Raw genomic sequence first — 19,418 nt, forward strand, 5'->3', positions numbered from 1 at the left:
AGGAAAACTAAGGCAAGTGTTAAATTTATATGTATAGTGGACAAAATAAAAAATAAATATAAAATAGTGAAACTTAAAGAGAAGTTGTCCGTATTAAATAGTGAGAAGAAAAAAGCACAGAAAACATTTGTGTTTGAAAGCCGATAGAGCTGGGAATAAGAAAGTAGTTATTTTCTCACGTTTGGTGAAAATTATACGTAGCGGTGTTGACAATTTTTTTTAAAGAGTTAAAATGTGAAAGAACAGATTAGCTCTCTTACATTTTTTGTAAGAGAGATTTCTTTTTACATTTACTATAAAAATAAAAGTGAGCTTAAATTTCAATAGAGACAGAGGTGGGAATATGAAACAGCTCATGACAAACGGTAAAAATATTTTTTCGAAACAGCTGCCGTTATTTCTAATTGCAGTTTTGTTGTTCTGGATTAAAACGTATACCGTTTATCGTATCGAATTTAACTTAGGGTTAGATAATTTTATGCAAAAGTTCTTACTTTTCATAAACCCAATTGGTTCGGCAATTTTCTTTTTTGCCATTGCATTACTATTTAAAGGGCGCGGAAAAGTACGAGCACTGCTTGGAATGAATTTTTTACTTTCATTCATCCTGTACGCAAATGTAGTATACTATCGCTTCTTTAATGATTTTATTACTGTTCCTGTATTGACTCAGTCAAACAACTTTGGTCAATTAGGCGGCAGTGCCATGGCTTTAATTAGCCCAACTGATATTTTATACTTCACAGATTTCTTTATTCTTTTAGTTTTAGTACTATGGAAAAAAGTTGACTTACCAGCAACAATTAGTCGACGTACTGTGACAGGTGTATTTTTATCAGGGATTTTATTCTTAAGTGCCAACATCGCACTAGCGGAAATGGATCGTCCTCAACTATTAACAAGAACATTTGACCGCAACTATTTAGTAAAATATTTAGGAACGTATAACTATACGATCTATGACATCATCCAGAGCTCGAAATCTTCAGCACAGCGCGCGTTAGCAGATAGCAGTGATGTGGCTGAGGTAGAGAACTATGCAAAAGCAACATATGCTGAGCCGAACAAAGAATATTTCGGTCAAGCAAAAGGCAAAAACGTCATCTATATTTCATTAGAGTCACTTCAGTCATTTATGATTGGTTATAAGTTAAATGGTGAAGAAGTAACGCCATTCTTAAATTCACTATTAAAAGATCAGAACACAATGTATTTCGATAACTTCTTCCATCAAACAGGGCAAGGTAAAACGTCAGATGCTGAATTCATGATGGAGAACTCATTATTCGGCTTACCTCAAGGTTCTGTATTTACAACAAAAGCAAATAACACCTATCAGTCGCTATCTGGTATTCTAGATCAGCAAGGCTATACAACATCTGTGTTCCACGGAAATGGAAAATCGTTCTGGAACCGTGATGAAATGTATAAATCAATGGGTGTAGAAAAATTCTTTGATTCAGCTTATTACAATATGTCAGACGAAGATACGCTGAACTATGGTTTAAAAGATAAACCATTCTTTAAAGAATCAATGCCGTACCTAAAAGGCTTAAAGCAGCCATTTAGCGCGAAGTTCATTACGTTATCAAACCACTTCCCTTATCCGCTAGATAAGGAAGACCAAACGATTGGACCTCACAATACGGGAGATAAGTCAGTTGACCAATACTTCCAAACGGCTCGTTATTTAGATGAATCAATCAAGCAATTCTTTGAGGATCTACAGGCCTCTGGTTTAGCAGACAATACGATGGTCGTGATGTACGGTGACCACTACGGTATTTCTGAAAACCATAAGCGTGCAATGGGCAAAGTAATGGGTAAAAACATCAATGATTTTGAACAAGCTCAACTGCAGCGCGTACCATTATTTATTACTTCACCAGGCCTTAAAGGCGGCGTAAATCATACGTATGGCGGAGACGTAGATGTTCGTCCAACAGTGATGCATTTATTAGGTCTTGATACAAAAGACTATATTGACTTTGGTACAGACTTATTATCAAAAGAACATCAGCAAGTTGTACCTTTCCGTAACGGTGACTTTGTTACACCTAAGGTAACAAAAGTTGATCAGAAAGTGTATGACAACGCAACGGGCAAGCAGCTTTCAGATAAGGAAGCGAAACAGTATGATAAGTATGATGAACTAGTTAAGAAAAAGCTAGAACTATCAGATAAACTTGTTTACGGAGATTTACTCCGCTTTCATACACCAGAAGGGTTCAAACCAATTGAACGTTCGAAGTATGATTACAACAAGCGCGAAGATCAATAAAAAACAGGCAGCTTTTAATAGCTGCCTGTTTTTTTGTTTTATGAAACCTTTAAAGGTTTTATCCGTATATAAATTATAACAGTAATCGTTTTAAGAGACGGGAAGACAATGGTATAATATGTATACGTTTAAAAGTTCGGTCACATTTGAGATAGGAGTGAAAGCGATGAAAGTCGTTCGAATCATAAAAAAGATTCTTGCCATTTGGGTAACAGGAGCAGTAGCCGTTCCGGTCAGCTATTTTGGATTTAGTACCACGATGATTCAATCCTTTGGCATTAGTATAGGAGTAATGGTCGTGACGAGCCTGTTTTTTATTATGAGCAGTGCTCGACGTCATTATCAAAATCCGTATAGAGAAGAAATTGCATACGTTCGTCATCAAGTAAAAGAGGCAAAAAAGCAATTAAGAACCATTGGAAGCTATCGTTTTAAAATTCGGTCTGTTCATATGTGGACAGAACTTTCTAAACTATACAAAGTAGGTAAAAGCATCATTGAAATGGTAGAAAAAGAGCCCGCACGATATAAAGATGTTCAGCCCTTTTTTACGAACTACTTACAATCAACGGTTACCGTCATTGAAAGGTATATGTTTTTATTATCAAAACCAACGAAAAGCATAGAAGTAAAAGAAAGTCTTCATGAAGCGGAAGACATGCTGCGCGGGTTATCAGGGAAGTATGAGCATTTATTAACAAGTGCTCTTTCACAAGATAAGCTGACGTTAGATGTAGAGCTTAAAGTGCTAAAACAAGCATTTGAAGAGGAGCAGCCGTATATACCGACAGCTACTAATCGCACAAAGTAACGTAAATGCAAAGGATGGGATTTTATGATGAAAGAATATAATCAAAATCAATCGTTAGATGCGCTGCTTGATGATCCTTTTGCGTCGCCTACCCCGCAGGTACAATCGGACTCTCGCGCTGCAAAAAGAAACACATACGATGATTTGACACCGGAATATCAGGAAAAAGCACAGAAAATCGCAAATCAAATTGATTATAAAAATCAGCAGGCTATCTTACAGTACGGGGTAGCAGCTCAGTCAGAACTATCTCAGTTTTCTCAATCTGTACTACAGCATGTTCAAACGAAAGATACGGGACCAGTAGGAGACGTTATAGGAGATTTAATGAGTAAGATTCGCCAAGTGAATCCCGATGATTTTTCTGCAAAGAAAAAAGGAGTCATCGGTCGATTATTTTCAGGAGTCTCTAGGCCTATTCAAAATTTATTAACAAAATATCAAAGCATTAATGTTGAAATTGATAAAATTGCAGATAAGTTAGAGCGCTCAAAACAAATGCTGTATCGAGACATTACGATGCTAGATAGCTTATATGATAAAAATAAACAGTTTTACGAGGCGCTTAACGTCTACATTGCAGCGGCAGAATACAAGTTAGTGGCGCTGCAGAATGAAACGCTGCCCCAGCTTCAGCAAACAGCATCTCAAAAAAATGACTACTTGATGGCTCAGGAGGTCAATGATTTAAATCAATTTATCAATAGGCTAGAAAAACGAGTGCATGATTTAAAACTGAGCCGTCAAATTGCCATTCAAAGTGCACCGCAGATTCGATTAATTCAAGAAGTCAATCAGACCCTTGTGGAAAAAATTCAAAGCTCTATTTTAACAGCTATTCCACTTTGGAAAAATCAAGTAGTAATCGCAACCACTTTATTACGCCAAAAGAAAGCAATGGAAGCCCAAAAGCAAGTATCTAAGACAACAAACGACTTGCTTACTAAAAATTCAGAGCTGCTCAAGCAGAATACGATTGAAGTAGCTCGTGAAAACGAGGCGGGGATTGTCGATATCGAAACATTGAAAAAAACGCAGTCCGATTTGATTACCACGTTAGAAGAAGTGCTAAAGATACAAGAAGAAGGACGTACGAAGCGTACCGAGGCAGAATCAGAGCTGTATCAAATGGAAAAAGATTTAAAAACTAAACTATTAGATATGAAATAAAGAAAAAGTCGGTTTACACACTTTGTAAACCGACTTTTTCTCTGTTTTATGCATTTTGAAGCGTTCTCGCCATTTCTAAAAACGGAGTTAAATCTCTTTCAGATTTAGGAGCAAAGATCGTTAACCGGAAAGTAGGGTGTTGATTTTGCTTTCGAACGAGAAAACCGTATGCGTTACTTTTATCATCTGATGCTTTGTACGCAGCTTCTATCTCTAAGTTATGGTGAATGAGGTGCGTATCAAGGGAAGCCACTTCTGAAAAGCCAGCTCTTAAAATTTCTTTTGTTTCTTTATTGAGCTCCTCTACACTTTTATTTGAGGGAAACACTTCAATCCGCATCCACAAAGCATCATTTTTTTTGTTGTAAATGACATCTTTTCGGGGCTCTTCTTCTGTAAACTCGTATCCTTCTAGTACGTAAAGCGTATAGTTTTGATTAATGCTTCTTTTAAGATAACCCACATCTGTTCTACTGCTTCCTTTGTAAGGATAGGTGAATTCTTGCTGTGGCAAGCGTTCTTTTGGAATTTCTTCCTGTGTGTTAATAAGCTCTTCACGAAAAGCAGTTGAGCAGCCACTCATCAAACATATAAAGCAAACAAGAAATATCTTTTTTTTCATAGCTGGCTTCCTTATCTATTTTCATTCATGCGTTTTTACTGAGTTAACAATTGAAATTAACTTTTTTTCATCATCAGAATTTTTAGCTGTAACCATTGTGATTTTTAAAGGAGGGTGCCCCTTTGTTTCTCTTAGTACATATAGCTTTGCCGTTTCTTTTTTACTCCCGGATATAGATGCAAATACAACGGGTTGAATAAATAGGGATGTAGAAGAAATTTTTAACGATTTTCCAAACTGGTCATCAAACAATTCTTTTGAACGATCTAGATATGATTTGCTTGTACTTTCTTTCCCGGAAAGGACTTCAATTCGCATCCACGTATAGGGAGTCTTGGTTGAAAAAAGAATATCTTTTCCATCCTCTTCTTTTTGAAGCGTATATTCATTGGGCAATGAAAGAGAATATCCTTGTTCGCTTACGGTGAGCTGCTCATGTTTTTCATTGCTTTCACTGACTGCTTTAACAGAAGGCAGTATAACTATGGTTGCGCTTATCATTAACAGAAGCGCTAAATAAAATTTTCGCATGTATATATCTCCTATTCAAAACGCTAGACAGCGTGTAGTTACTATATAAAAATGTTTTCGCCATGTTAGAACCCGTAGGTTTATTTTTGACTTTTTGGTAAAGCTAAAAACACAATCAATTAGTAATGGAGAGAAGACTATGAAAAACCGTAAATCAACTTCTGCAGTTAATCGCCGTCAACAGCGCGTGTGTTTGGGTGATGAACGATTATTTGCAGTTGGTATTAAAGCGTTTATTGACAATACGCATGAATCACACCTAGACAAAAAAGGAGGTCATTGAGTGAAATGGTGCTTGTCAATTATCATTATTGTTTCCATTAATTTCTATGGTATTCAGGCGGACGCTGCAAAGAAGAGCAGATTTTATTATGAAAAAAAAGGAGATATCGTGTGGGAAGTTCCCATGAAAGATGAAAAGTTGATTGCGCTTACATTTGATGATGGACCAGATCCTAAATATACGCCGACCATTTTAAATTTATTGCAAAAGTACGGTGCCAAAGCAACTTTTTTTGTAGTCGGCGATCGAATAACGTCGTTTCCCAAGCTTGCTCAAAGAGAAGTTCGCGAAGGTCATGAACTTGCTAATCATACATATAGCCATTTGAAAGTAAGGGGCCAGGAAGTAGAGAGAATTGAACAAGAAATTGAAAAAGCGGATGAACGTATACAAGCTATTACAGGAATAAAACCTTACCTGTTTCGTCCACCTACTGGCTATTATGACGATCGGGTAGTAAAAGCTGCTAAAAATCAGCAGTATACCATTATTCTTTGGTCTTGGCATCAAGATACATTTGATTGGAGAAATCCAGGCGTAGGTAAAATTGTAAGTCAAGTGCTTAACCATGCCAGGTCAGGAGATATTGTATTGTTTCATGATACTGGAGGAGATCGAACCCAAACCATTGAAGCATTAAAACAAATTTTACCGAAGTTAAAGGAAGAGGGGTATAAATTTGTAACGGTCTCAGAACTTTTAAAACATCACCCTAATTATAAATCTCTTTATTTGATGCAACAGCAAAAACAGCACTCCGTTCAATAATCGGGTGCTGTTTTTCTAGTAAAGGCTTTAACCAATTTTTTAACTGGTTTTTCCTTCTCTTTCGTCCCCGTCAGACGTATTTTTTTGGAAAAATGCTTTTACTTTATCCCGTTTTTTCTTCGAAATAAGAATATATAATGTATCACCTGCAAAAATTTGTGTATTTCCTCTAGGTGTAAGTAGTTTATCATTTCGAATAACAGCAGTCACTAAAATGTCTTCAGGGAGGTGAAGTTCTTCAAGCGATTTTCCTGATATATCTGCATGTTCCACGAGCTTCAACTCAATCATTTCATTTTTGGTTTTGCCCATCGAAACAAGCTCGAGACTGTGAGGAACCCTCTCTTTTTCACCTTGAGAAAGGTTTAGAAATTTGGCTAAAGGAGCGATTGTTGCTCCTTGAAGAAGAGCGGAAGTTAAGACAACAAAGAAAACGACGTTAAAAATGAGCGTGCTGTTCTCCAAACCTGCCATCATAGGATAAGTGGCTAATACAATTGGAACAGCTCCTTTTAAACCGGCCCAAGAAATAAACAGTTTTTCTTTGGATGAGTATTTAGCAAACATCATCGAAAGAAATACGCCGAGCGGACGAGCGACAAACATAAGTAAAAGAGATAACAGTATACCCTGCCAAATGATATCTAGCAGTTGATTAGGAAAGACAAGAAGGCCGAGTAAAATAAACATTAAAATTTGCATCATCCATGCAAAACCTTCGTTAAAGCGGACAATTGTATGACGATAAGTTAGATCTGCATTTCCTACTACCACTGCCATTACATATACAGCAAGTAGACCGCTTGCTTCTACAAATGTGGAAATTCCATAGGTTAAGGCGGCCAATGACAATGTAAGCACAGGGTAAAGACCTGAAGAATCCAAATTAATTCGATTAATAATCCAAACGGATGCTTTTCCAAGTACTAAACCAAGTACCAGCCCGATTCCCATTTGCCAAAAGAAATTAAGGATTAATGAGAGGATAGGAGAGTCCGGATGTTGAATTAATTCAATAATAGAAACGGTTAAGAAGATGGCCATCGGATCATTGGAACCAGATTCTGCTTCTAGCGTGGAGTTTAATTTTTGGCGGATATTCTGTGTCCCTAGTACAGAAAACACGGCCGCAGCATCTGTAGAGCCAACGATTGCCCCAAATAAAAAGCCTTCAAGCCAAGTAACACCTAAAATATATTTGGCAAGTACACCCGTTAAAACTGTCGTAATGAGGACTCCGAAAGTAGCTAATGAAACGGAAGGGCGAACAACGCGTTTAACATCTTTCCATTTTGTCTGCACACCCCCATCAAAAAGAATAATGATAAGTGCTAATATTCCGAATCCTTGTGTTAAAAGAGCATTGTCAAAGTAGATGTAGTGGCTAACAACCATTCCTACAATAATAAAGAGTACGAGCGAAGGGACTCCAAGGCGAGTAGAGAACTTTGCAGTAAGTACCCCTATGACAAGGAGAATAGATAATAAAAGAATTGAATGGTCTACCGTAAAATCCAAAAAATACACCTCTTTTGTTCAAAATTTTTATGTAAGCAATAAGTGAGGTTCCTCTATAACAATTTTAGCATAATGGATTTAAAACCTTGAGAAATCTGCTTATCAAAAAAAGAGATGCATAAACATCTCTTTTTTTGACCATGTATGAATAACAGGGATAGATTCTTATTTAACATCTTGCTCGTGATAAAGGTGAGGAGCTTTAAATGTTGCTTTCTTTTTAACTGAAGAACCTTGTTGGTCGGGACTGGAACGATCGTAAATAGCTGTTCCAACAATCTCAGCCACATCTTGAAGTTTTTCTTTGCTTATTTTATCAAGGGTATCTTCAGGCGTATGATACCAAGGTTCAGACGGACTGTGAATAAATAGAGCAGCCGGTATTCCTGCCTCTGCAAAAGGAACGTGATCACTGCGGCCGCCAGCTTGAAATGGCGTAGGTGATCCATTTAATCTTGTACTTGAAGCTTGAGCTAATTCTGTGACAAGATTTGGTGTTCCATCAGCTGTATTCATCACCAAATCTCCCGCATCTCGACTTCCTACCATGTCTAAATTAAACATTCCAACAATACGATTTTTCTCATCTTCAGATAGCTCACTAACATAATGCTCGGATCCTAGTAAGCCTACTTCTTCAGCTCCGAATGTAACAAATCGCAGTTCTGTATCAGTAGGAAGAGTTTTAAATACGCGAGCTAATTCAAGCACCATTGCTGTTCCAGAAGCATCGTCGTTTGCCCCAGGCGCTCCGGCCACAGAATCATGATGAGCACCTACTACAATAATATCATTTGTTCCTTTTTTCTTAAAAGTAGAAGGTTTAGTAGCGGTTACATTATAAGATGTTCGCTCACTTACGACAGCTCCTTCAATTTTTACTGTACCTGAAGGCTTTTCGCCTTTTTGAATAGAAGTAAGAATCTTTTCACCTTCTTCTTTGGTAACAGCAAGAGACGGAATGTAGTTATCATTAGCGCCGCCAAGCGTTCCGTTTAGCTCACCGTCTGTATTATTAAAAATAATGACGGCTGCAGCCCCTTTTTCAGCAGCATTTAATACTTTTTCACCAAAAGTAATAGTGCCTCGCTGAACTAATACAATTTTACCTGTCACATCTTTGTTTGCTAAATTATCTTTTGTACCCAGTCCTCCATCTACAATTTCAGCGGTGACATTTCCATTGGTGCTATAAGTAAAAGTTGTTGGAGAGTAGCTCGTACCGTTTACGCTTAGTGAAAAACTAGCTGCTGGTGTGTAACCGGTAAAGGTAAAAGGCTCTACTGCGCTCTCATAGCCTAGTTTAGACAAACGCTTTTGAACAAATGTAGCAGCTTCGCGTTCAGCTTCAGTTCCTGCCACACGAGGTTTTTTTGAGAGATACGCAATGTCTTGATAAATTTTCTCAGCATTGATTTTTTTTAATACTTTTTGTTCAGAACTTTGATGGTGAGAAGTATTTGCAGAAGTAGAAGCTTGTACACTTGTAAAAGATAAAGTCAAACTTGTTGCTACAGCCAAAGAAATCACGGTTTTTTTCATTAAAATCCCCCTAAATTTATCGATGTAGTTGGTACTACTCGAATTTACAATATTAAGAAAATACAAAAAAGAGTATTATTACCTAAATGTTCCAGGGTATTCCGTATCTAAATTCCTATTTTGATAGAGAAAATAATTCAAATAAAATGAAAATGCGGAAACAAATAAAGAGGATAAAAGAAACTGTGTCAAAAGTAATAAAAAAAGGTATTAGATAAGAATAAAAAAATAAGGTAAACTAGTTTAAAAGCAAGAAGAATGTTCAGAACTTAATTGATGAGACATAGAGAGTATTCACGTAAAAAACAAAGGCTGGTGGGAAATATTGATAAAAAATAGGGAGGGTGTACGAAAAGCAGCGGCGGTAGCGGGTCTTCTGCTTGTAGGGGCGTACATCGTCTTTCAAACAATGGCATTTTTTAAAGGAGCATATGCTCTTAGCAGTTTGATAAAAGATAGTTTACTAGTGGGCGTAACGGCTGGCACGTTTTATTTACTTCATAAGCGTTCGGTTCATACCCAGGTGTCTGATGAACAGTATCAGCTTGCTACATTAATAAATTCAATGCCAGATTTTATTTGTTTTAAAGATGGAGCTGGCAAATGGGTGGCGGTGAATGATTTTGGAAGAGAACTTTATCATTTAAAGGGTATTGATTACAGGGGTAAAACCGATGCAGAACTTGGGGAGCTTGTGCCTTTCTTTCAAGCGGCTTTCTTACACTGTATTTCATCGGATGAAGAAGCTTGGAGAAAAAAGGAAAAGGTACGCACGGAAGAAGCATTTGAAATACCAAACGGCGAGGTCAAAACATTTGATGTTATTAAAATACCTGTGTTTTTTGATGATGGCTCAAGAAAAGCTCTTATCACGATTGGACGAGATATTACTCAGCAAAAGCTTGCAGAAGCGCTTCTGATAAAAAAGGAAAAGCTTTCTGTAGTAGGCGAATTAGCTGCTGGAATTGCTCATGAAATTAGAAATCCGCTTACGAGTATTAAAGGGTTTGTTCAGCTCATGAAAGAAACAGACCGATCCGCAATAGGGTATGCTAACATCATGCTTGATGAGCTGGAACGAATTAATGGTATTGTCAGTGAAATGCTCCTTTTGTCAAAACCTGAAAGTGAACATTTTCGCGTGTTTTCTCTTACAGAAGCGGTTAAGTATGTAATGAGTTTAACTTCCCATGAAGCTTTATTGAAAAACATTGACTTCTTATACGATGAACAAACAAATAACGCTAGTGTGTATGGAAATAAAAATCACCTTATTCAAGTATTACTTAATGTTTTTAAAAACGCAATTGAAGCCATGGATGGGCCTGGAAATATTTACATTACAATCAAAACAGCGCAGGATAACCATATTTTTATAGAAGTTAGAGATGAAGGAGTAGGAATTTCTAAAGACCGTCTAGAACATATAGGAGAACCGTTTTTTACTTTAAAAGAAAAAGGAATGGGGCTTGGATTAACAATCAGCTCCAAAATTATTCATGATCATCACGGTACCCTGCAGATTGAGAGTGAACAGAACAAAGGGACGATTGTTAAAATCCGACTGCCTCTGTATGTCGAAGATACGGCGGTTTTGCAAGCAAATGAAATGTTGTAAACGAAAAGTAATGAAAACGTCATCCATTTCTTATTGCTAAACGCAGCCGTACATGATGTAATAAAAGAAACGAACATGTCAGGAAGGTAGCAAAATGAGACGTGCAGATCAAAAAATTATATTACCGTATACACCGGAAAATTTAAGAATGCTATTGCTTCAAGTATGTGACGGGGAAAATCCGTTTTCCCATCAAGACCTTGCGTATTGGTGTGATAAATATACTCTCCATTATTATGAGTATGAAGCGGATGAAACGCAGTGGATGAATGATATGCAGCAGACAGATAATAGACAAGATCTAGCTAAATCCTATGCCATTGCTAAAGATATTGGCTGGCAGTGGTACTTTTATATGGCTAGAGGGACGACGCTATCTGATATTCAATATGTCGAGCTTCACGAACTAGAATTACCGAGACATTTGTTTGTAAAATGGCTAAATGAATTATATGAAATGTAATCCTATATATGAATCGTAGTACATCCGGTGTGATGAAAGAAGGACCATCTCTGGTAACGGAGCAAAAGACCACTGAAGTACATACAAGCGTAAAATAGAAAGCTAAGGAAAATCCTTAGCTTTTTTGCTTTATCAAAATTATTCAAAAAAACTGTCTTTAGGAAAAAACATAAAACCTAGTTGACTTATTGGTATTGTTATATTATAAGTAATAGAGACATAATTTATGGAAAAATTACAGGGGGAACATCTATGAATAACTTATTAGTCATTCTAAACATCTTCATTATGCTCGCATTGCTTGCGGGGCTATTTATGATGCAGAAAAAACATGTATCATTTTCAAAGCGTGTGTTTACAGCGCTTGGACTAGGGATTATTTTTGGCTTTGCTCTTCAGTGGGTGTATGGTCCGACTCATGAAGTAACGATGACGACCGCCGATTGGTTTAGCATTGTAGGAAGCGGATATGTTAAGTTTCTTCAAATGATTGTTATGCCGCTTGTATTTGTATCGATTGTAGCGGCATTCACTCGCTTAAAATTGACGAGCAATATTGGAAAGATTAGTAGTTTAATTATTGGGATTTTGCTTGTCACAACAGCGATAGCAGCTGCAATTGGTATTTTTACAACAACGAGCTTTAATTTAGAATCTGTCCAAATCACAAAAGGGGAAGCGGAACTTCAGCGCGGAGAGGACTTAGAAAACAATTTATCTAGTTTAGAAGCAAAAACAATCCCGCAGCAAGTAGTAGAATTATTACCTGCTAACCCGTTTCTTGATTTAACAGGCGCACGTTCAACTTCCACGATTGGCGTTGTCATCTTTGCGGCATTTGTTGGAATTGCGTATTTAGGCGTGAAGCGTAAAAAAGCTGAGGAAGCGGCGTTATTTTCAAAAATTATTGATACGCTTTATGCAATCGTAATGCGTGTAGTGACGCTAATTCTTCGTTTAACTCCTTATGGGGTACTTGCAATTATGACCAAAACAGTAGCAACGAGTGATATTGATGCAATTGTTAAACTTGGAAAATTTGTTGTAGCATCCTATGTCGCATTGGCAGCTATGTTTATTGTTCACTTAGTTATTCTAACAATCATCGGTGTAAATCCGATCACATATGTTAAGAAAGTATTTCCTGTATTGGCTTTTGCCTTTACTTCCCGTACAAGTGCTGGAGCATTACCTTTGAATGTTAATACACAAACAAGACAGTTAGGGGTTCCAGAAGGAATTGCAAATTTCGCAGGTTCATTTGGTCTTACAATTGGTCAAAATGGATGCGCTGGAATATATCCAGCTATGTTAGCCGTTATGATTGCACCAACGGTAGGTATTGATCCCTTAACGCCTTCATTTATTTTCACGTTGATTGCCATTGTAGCAATTAGTTCGTTTGGCGTAGCAGGCGTTGGCGGAGGAGCGACATTTGCGGCTTTACTTGTATTATCTTCTATGAATTTACCAGTAGCGCTAGCAGGTTTATTAATTTCAGTAGAGCCATTAATTGATATGGGGCGTACGGCGCTTAATGTAAGTGGAAGTATGACAGCCGGAGTCGTCACTAGTAAATTAACAAAAGAGCTAGATACAAGCGTATACAACGATCAAACCATTTCACCTGAAACAGCAGAAGTGTAAAAGAGATACGTCATCCATAGTTAACATTGTTAACTATGGATTTTTTTTCTTCATTCACATAAAATAGGAAAAAATACTTATGATAACGCTTTCAAAAAAGGTTATAGTGAAAAATGTGTACGTACTCTATTTTACGGGAGGGTTTTCATTGAAACGTAGTTGGACTAAATATGCAATGGTACTGACGGCTTTGCTCTTACTAGTAAGCTCTTTTTTTAGCCCGTTTATGCAATCGTTTGCATCTGCGGCAGACGCAACAAAAATCACGATTCACTATCAGTCTGCTCCAAATGATAAAAAGGAATGGGGATTATGGGTTTTTCCTGAAGGAGGAGAAGGGAAGCCTTACGCATTTACAGGAGAAGACCAGTTTGGAAAAGTAGCGGAAGTTGAATTACCCGGTACTTATGACAAAGTAGGTTTTATTGTTCGAACAGAGTCGTGGGAAAAAGATGGAGGAGACCGCTTCGTTTCAGTGGAGAACGGTGAAGGAGAAGTATGGGTGAAAAGTGGAGATGAACATACATATACGTCTCCTCCTGACGGTGAATACCGAGATTTACCGAAGTTTGATAAAGTAAACGTTACCTTAAATTATCATCGGTACGACGGAGATTACAGCGGGTGGAACATTTGGACATGGCCAGGTGATGAAAAAGAAGGCAAGCAAATCGAATTTACGGAAGACACGAATTTTGGGAAGAGAGCGACTTACGCCATTAACAGTGGAAGCGGTAATTTATTTGACAAAATTGGTTTTATTGTACGCCATTCTACTAGTGACAGCGATTGGGAAAATAAAGACGGAGGGGACCGCTTTATTACCAAGGTTGGTAAAGATGGGAATGTAGAAGTATGGATTGTTCAAGGACAAAATCGAATTTATTATGATAGAGCTGGAGTAGATATCACTCGGAAAATCACGAAAGCGACTATGGATACATTTAATCAAATCACCTTAGAAACAAACGTGCCGTTTGACTCTTCTAAGAGTGTAGGAGACATTGAAATTGACGGAGCTCAAATTGAGAAAGTGACACCTTATAAAGAGGGAGGAGACGCTGCTACTACTAAAGTTAAAATTATAACAAAACAGCCTTTGGACGTTACAAAAACGTATAGAGTTAAGCAAAAAGGCTACGGCTCAGCTGATGTAGTCAATGGAAATGTCGTTCGCACGAAAGAATTTGACGAAAAGTATGCATATAGCGGAAACGATTTAGGAAACACGTATTCTAAGAAACAAACAAATTTTCGCGTATGGGCTCCAACCGCAAGTGAAGCCAAGCTAGTGACTTATTCGTCATGGAACTCCAAAGCTGTAAAAGAAATTTCTATGACCAAAAGTGAAAAAGGAACGTGGAAAGCGGAATTAAAAGGAAATCAAGATGAACTAATTTATACGTACAAAGTAAAAATTGGGAACAGCTGGAGCGAAGCGGTTGATCCATATGTACGAGCAACAACGGTGAATGGAGATCGCGGAGTTGTCGTAGATTTGGCTAAGACAAATCCGAGAAAGTGGAGTACAAATAAGCCGAAATTTAAAAATCCAGAAGATGCGATTATTTATGAACTGCACGTACGAGATTTATCGTCTCAAAAAGAGAGCGGTATCAAAAATAAAGGAAAATATTTAGGCGTAGCGGAGTGGAATACGAAAGGACCAAATGGCGTAAAAACAGGACTCAGTCATATTAAAGATTTAGGTGTGACGCACGTTCAGTTCCTGCCTATTTACGATTATCGTACGGTGGATGAAACGAAATTAAACGAGCCGCAGTTTAACTGGGGATATGATCCAAAAAATTACAACGTCCCAGAAGGTTCCTATTCAACAAACCCATATAATCCTAAGACGAGAATTATTGAGCTCAAACAAATGATTCAAACGCTTCATGATAAGCAGCTTCGTATGATAATGGACGTTGTTTATAATCATGTGTATGCAGTGAGTGAGCATAGCTTTGATAAACTAGTTCCAGGCTACTACTTCCGTTATAAAGAAGATGGAACTCTATCCAACGGAACAGGTGTTGGAAACGACACGGCGTCTGAACGGAAAATGGTTCGGAAGTTTATTGTAGATTCTGTTGCGTATTGGGCAAAAGAGTACCACATTGACGGGTTTCGATTTGATTTAATGGGGATTCACGATACAAAGACAATGAATGAAGTGAGAAAGAAGTTAGATGAAATTGATCCTTCTATTATCGTCTTAGGAGAAGGCTGGGATCTAGAAACCGAGCTTGATGCTAAGCTAAAAGCTAATCAGAAAAACGCTCAGGATATGAAGCGCATCGCTCACTTTAATGACGGTATGCGAGATGGTCTTAAAGGCAGCGTATTTTTTGATCGTGACAACGGATTTGTCAATGGAAAACAGGGTCAAGAAAAGCTCATACAGCAAAGTATAGCAGCTGGAATTGATTATGATCATTCAACTGCCACGTATGAAGACCCAGATCAAGTTGTGACGTATGTAGAAGCACACGATAACCATACATTATGGGATAAACTTCAGCTGACGAACCCTGCTGAAACCGAACAAACGAAAAAGCAAATGCATAAGCTTGCTTCTTCTATTATTTTAACATCTCAAGGAATGAACTTTATACATGCAGGTCAAGAGTTTATGAGAACAAAAGGCGGAGATCATAATAGCTATCAGTCACCCGATTCTGTCAATCAGCTAGATTGGAAGCGCCGAGCAGCTTTCAGCCAAGAAGTAGATTATATGAAGGGACTTATTGCGCTTCGAAAGCAATATTCCTCATTTAGAATGACGAGTGCACAGGCTATTCATCAAAATTTACGCTTTGTTGATGCATCAGCAAACGTAGTAGGCTATACGTTAAATGCTAAAGCCAATAAAGATAAAGCAAACGAAATAATGGTGATTCATAATGCAAATAAACAAGCTCAAACGGTTCATCTACCTTCTAACAGAACGTGGAGATTACTTGTTGACGGCGAGCAGGCAGGAACAAAAACGCTCCGTACGGTGAAGGGAAATACAGTAAACGTTTCGCCTCTTTCGACATTTGTGCTAGTAAGATAAATTTTAGATAACTAGAATATATGTAGAAAAATTCAGAATATTTCATGCGAAATTGTTGATTTTACTAGATAACATGGTAAAATATTCATTGTTAGCGTTTTCAAAATTCGTGGGGAGGTATGTATTTGATGCAAAATCTTGGAGCGAAAAAAGTTGAAATGAGTCCGAAAGTAGTGGAGTTTTTAAAAGGAGTTAAACAGCTATACATTAACGGCGAATGGGTAGACTCTGTTTCAGGAAAAACGTTTGAAACAGTAAATCCAGCAACGGGTGAAAAGTTAGCAGATGTAGCTGAAGCAAATCCAGAGGATATTGATCGTGCCGTCAGAGCGGCTAGAGAAGCCTTTGATCATGGACCTTGGACAAAGATGTCAGCAGCTGAAAGAAGTCGACTTATTTATAAATTAGCTGATTTAATGGAAACACATCAATTGGAGCTTGCGCAGCTTGAAACGCTTGATAACGGAAAACCAATTCGTGAAACATCAAATGCAGACATTCCATTAGCAATTGAACATTTCCGCTACTTTGCTGGGTGGTCAACTAAAATGGTTGGACAAACTATTCCTGTGCAAGGAGCGTATTTTAACTATACAAGATATGAACCAGTAGGGGTTGTTGGCCAAATTATTCCGTGGAACTTTCCACTTTTAATGGCCGCTTGGAAGCTCGGAGCCGCTTTGGCAACTGGATGTACAATTGTGCTCAAGCCAGCAGAGCAAACGCCGCTTTCTGCACTTTACTTAGCTCGACTAGCCGATGAAGCAGGGTTCCCAAAAGGCGTGCTAAACATTGTGCCAGGCTACGGGAAAACAGCAGGTGAACCGCTCGTTCATCATGATCTTGTCGATAAAATTGCTTTTACAGGATCTACTGCTGTCGGAAAAGCAATTATGAAGCAAGCTAGCGACTCCTTAAAGCGTGTGACGTTAGAGCTTGGAGGTAAATCACCAAACATTATCCTCCCAGATGCAGACTTAACAAAAGCAGTGCCTGGTGCGCTTTCAGGTATTATGTTTAATCAAGGACAAGTATGTTGTGCTGGAAGTCGTCTGTATGTTCAAAAAAGCTTATATGATAATGTCGTAGCTGATTTAGTTTCTCAAACGAAATCTATTAAACAAGGAAATGGATTAGCAGATGAGACGACAATGGGTCCGCTTGTATCTGCGCAGCAGCAAAAACGAGTGAAAACCTATATTGATAAAGGAATTGAAGAAGGAGCGGAAGTACTCGCAGGAGGAAACATTCCATTTGATCAAGGCTATTTCGTAGAACCGACTATCTTTGCAGATGTCGATCATTCGATGACGATTGCTCGTGAAGAAATCTTCGGTCCGGTTGTAGCTGCTATGCCGTTTGACGATCTTGATGATTTGATTGCCAAAGCAAATGATACAGCATATGGTCTAGCAGCAGGCGTCTGGACACAGGATTTAAAGAAAGCACACTATATTGCTCATGGTATTAAAGCGGGCACAGTTTGGGTGAACTGTTACAACGTATTTGATGCAGCAAGCCCGTTTGGAGGTTATAAACAGTCGGGAATTGGTCGTGAAATGGGAAGCTATGCGCTTGATAATTACACTGAAGTGAAAAGCGTATGGATCAATATGGAATAATAAGTAAGATTTTTTGTGAAAATCAATAGCATATCTTTGTGTGAAAAAGAGTAGTCTTTAGTGGACTACTCTTTTATTTGTTTAAGTCCCGCATTTTTAGAAAAGGAGTGATAACATTGCCGGTTATACAGGGCCCCTCGTCGTATAAGCTTACCGGTCACCTGCAAAAGTTTAGAGAGAACCCACTGGGTTTTTTGGAAAACTTGACTCAGTATGGAGAAATTGCAACATTTAGAGTTGCGCACAAACGCTTTTATGTAACGAGAGACCCTCAACTTATTAAAGATGTAGTCATTACAAACAGCAAGGCGTTTCAAAAAATTAAACTAACGCACATGTTTAAAACACTGCTAGGCGAAGAAATGTTATGGACAGATGAAGCATTATACATGAGCCCCATTCAACCCTCACAACTTAAACAACATCTAACTTATAATAAGGAAGTAATCGCAAAAATAATTGAAAAGCATACGGAAACGTGGGAAGAAGGGCAGCTTCGAACGATAGTAAAAGACATAAGACAGATAGTCGTAGCTGTACTCCTTCAACTTGTATTTGGCATTTCGATTCAGGATAAAGATAAAATTCACTATGTTCAAGCGCTTATGAGAAAAAAAGAAAAGTTAGGCAAAATTTATATTCGTCTACCTTTGCACCAGCCTGACTCAGATGAGCAGCTAGAACAACTCCTTTTTGACCGTGTTCAAATGCGTGTTCAAAACAAAACCGAAGGAAATGATTTACTGGAGTATATATTGAATTCTTGCGGAGAAGAAATCGATGAAAGAGAAATATACGAACAGCTAAAATCTATATTCCTTTCGATGTATGAAATGATTACGCACGTATGCAGCTGGTCTATTCATTTACTGTCTCAAAATACTAGGGAGCATCTTCAGCTGCATAAAGAAATTCAAGCCTATGCTAGCGGCGAATCACTTTCAACCAAAAACCTGACCTATATGCGTAAAATAATTGCTGAAAGCATGAGGTTGTATCCGCCTCTTTGGCTATTTGGGCGTCAAGCACGTGAAGATATACAAATAGATGGCTATAGTATTAAAAAAGGGGAGATTATGTTAATTAGCCCTTATATGATGCATCGCCATGAAGACTATTTTTTAGAGCCAAGTGAATTTTTACCTGACCGTTTCGAAAAAGGAGGGTCCATTGATGTCCCAAGCTATATGTATATGCCGCTTGGGATTGAGCATCAAGCGGAAAGGGGCATGGACTATATCACTGAAATAGTAACCATTTTTATGTCAGAAATGACAAAGCGCTTTTTATTTCAGCTGACTAAGCCCGAATCTATTGCTCCGATGGCGGGCGTAATGCTGAATATGAAAGAAGAACTGAATGTGAATGTTCACAAAGTTCACACGCAGTCTTGAATGAATGGGAATACTTTCCCTCTTTATATCAGGCTGTCAATTTATTGACACATCCTGCATTGAGATTTATCATAGGGTAATATTTGA

The 19,418-nt window shown here is 38.0% G+C and carries 15 protein-coding genes; 11 read left to right on the top strand and 4 right to left on the bottom strand.

The genetic code is table 11. From position 1 onward, the window contains the following. The first annotated feature begins 343 nt into the window (after positions 1–343). From MKY06_RS10385 to MKY06_RS10395, 3 genes are all read left to right on the top strand, one after another. Entirely contained in the window at positions 344–2,281 is a 1,938-nt protein-coding gene (locus MKY06_RS10385; protein WP_013056729.1) for an LTA synthase family protein, read from the top strand. Between the two features lie 166 nt (positions 2,282–2,447). Then, on the top strand, positions 2,448–3,092 hold the full coding sequence (locus MKY06_RS10390; RefSeq protein ID WP_013056730.1) for a 5-bromo-4-chloroindolyl phosphate hydrolysis family protein: 645 nt from the start codon (positions 2,448–2,450) through the stop codon (positions 3,090–3,092). A gap of 24 nt (positions 3,093–3,116) precedes the next feature. Next, complete coding sequence (locus tag MKY06_RS10395; protein WP_013056731.1) at positions 3,117–4,262, top strand: toxic anion resistance protein; 1,146 nt, start codon at positions 3,117–3,119, stop codon at positions 4,260–4,262. A gap of 46 nt (positions 4,263–4,308) precedes the next feature. Here the strand turns inward: MKY06_RS10395 and MKY06_RS10400 are convergent, their stop codons facing one another. Together MKY06_RS10400 and MKY06_RS10405 are read right to left on the bottom strand one after the other, a co-directional pair. Then, complete coding sequence (locus MKY06_RS10400; protein WP_029321371.1) at positions 4,309–4,884, bottom strand: hypothetical protein; 576 nt, start codon at positions 4,882–4,884, stop codon at positions 4,309–4,311. A 21-nt stretch (positions 4,885–4,905) separates the two neighbouring features. Next, positions 4,906–5,415: a hypothetical protein gene (locus tag MKY06_RS10405; protein WP_029321373.1), complete on the bottom strand. Its 510-nt coding sequence runs from the start codon at positions 5,413–5,415 to the stop codon at positions 4,906–4,908. 139 nt (positions 5,416–5,554) lie between these two features. Here MKY06_RS10405 and MKY06_RS10410 point away from each other — a divergent pair, with 139 nt between their 5' ends. Together MKY06_RS10410 and MKY06_RS10415 are read left to right on the top strand one after the other, a co-directional pair. Next, the gene (locus tag MKY06_RS10410; RefSeq protein ID WP_172738351.1) at positions 5,555–5,698 is read left to right on the top strand and encodes a hypothetical protein; all 144 of its coding nucleotides are present in this window, start codon (positions 5,555–5,557) and stop codon (positions 5,696–5,698) included. After that, positions 5,699–6,466 carry a polysaccharide deacetylase family protein gene (locus tag MKY06_RS10415; RefSeq protein ID WP_013056735.1) on the top strand — a complete coding sequence of 256 codons (768 nt, stop codon included), beginning with the start codon at positions 5,699–5,701 and terminating at the stop codon, positions 6,464–6,466. It abuts the gene before it with no gap. A 39-nt stretch (positions 6,467–6,505) separates the two neighbouring features. Here the strand turns inward: MKY06_RS10415 and MKY06_RS10420 are convergent, their stop codons facing one another. Together MKY06_RS10420 and MKY06_RS10425 are read right to left on the bottom strand one after the other, a co-directional pair. Then, positions 6,506–7,984 carry a potassium/proton antiporter gene (locus MKY06_RS10420; protein ID WP_029321375.1) on the bottom strand — a complete coding sequence of 493 codons (1,479 nt, stop codon included), beginning with the start codon at positions 7,982–7,984 and terminating at the stop codon, positions 6,506–6,508. 165 nt (positions 7,985–8,149) lie between these two features. Beyond that, positions 8,150–9,526, bottom strand: coding sequence for a M28 family peptidase (locus MKY06_RS10425; RefSeq protein ID WP_029321377.1), 1,377 nt, complete (start codon positions 9,524–9,526; stop codon positions 8,150–8,152). A 325-nt stretch (positions 9,527–9,851) separates the two neighbouring features. Between MKY06_RS10425 and MKY06_RS10430 the strand changes: the two genes are divergently transcribed. The 6 genes from MKY06_RS10430 to MKY06_RS10455 all read left to right on the top strand — a co-directional run bounded on the left by MKY06_RS10430 (position 9,852) and on the right by MKY06_RS10455 (position 19,331). Continuing rightward, positions 9,852–11,144, top strand: a complete 1,293-nt coding sequence (locus MKY06_RS10430) for an ATP-binding protein (RefSeq protein ID WP_097812395.1) — start codon at positions 9,852–9,854, stop codon at positions 11,142–11,144. Positions 11,145–11,238: 94 nt separating this feature from the next. Further along, complete coding sequence (locus tag MKY06_RS10435; protein ID WP_013056739.1) at positions 11,239–11,607, top strand: hypothetical protein; 369 nt, start codon at positions 11,239–11,241, stop codon at positions 11,605–11,607. Between the two features lie 252 nt (positions 11,608–11,859). Next, positions 11,860–13,254 (top strand): L-cystine transporter, encoded by a 1,395-nt coding sequence (locus MKY06_RS10440; RefSeq protein ID WP_013056740.1) that lies wholly within the window; start codon positions 11,860–11,862, stop codon positions 13,252–13,254. 79 nt (positions 13,255–13,333) lie between these two features. After that, the gene (gene pulA, locus MKY06_RS10445; RefSeq protein WP_061859739.1) at positions 13,334–16,315 is read left to right on the top strand and encodes a type I pullulanase; all 2,982 of its coding nucleotides are present in this window, start codon (positions 13,334–13,336) and stop codon (positions 16,313–16,315) included. 128 nt (positions 16,316–16,443) lie between these two features. Continuing rightward, the gene (locus tag MKY06_RS10450; protein WP_013082880.1) at positions 16,444–17,937 is read left to right on the top strand and encodes an aldehyde dehydrogenase family protein; all 1,494 of its coding nucleotides are present in this window, start codon (positions 16,444–16,446) and stop codon (positions 17,935–17,937) included. Positions 17,938–18,044: 107 nt separating this feature from the next. Further along, a complete protein-coding gene (locus MKY06_RS10455; protein WP_098278134.1) occupies positions 18,045–19,331 on the top strand; it encodes a cytochrome P450 in 1,287 nt (428 codons plus the stop codon). The last annotated feature ends 87 nt before the right edge of the window (positions 19,332–19,418 follow it).

The organism is Priestia sp. FSL P4-0332 (assembly GCF_038005845.1).
Classification (GTDB): Bacteria; Bacillota; Bacilli; order Bacillales; family Bacillaceae_H; genus Priestia.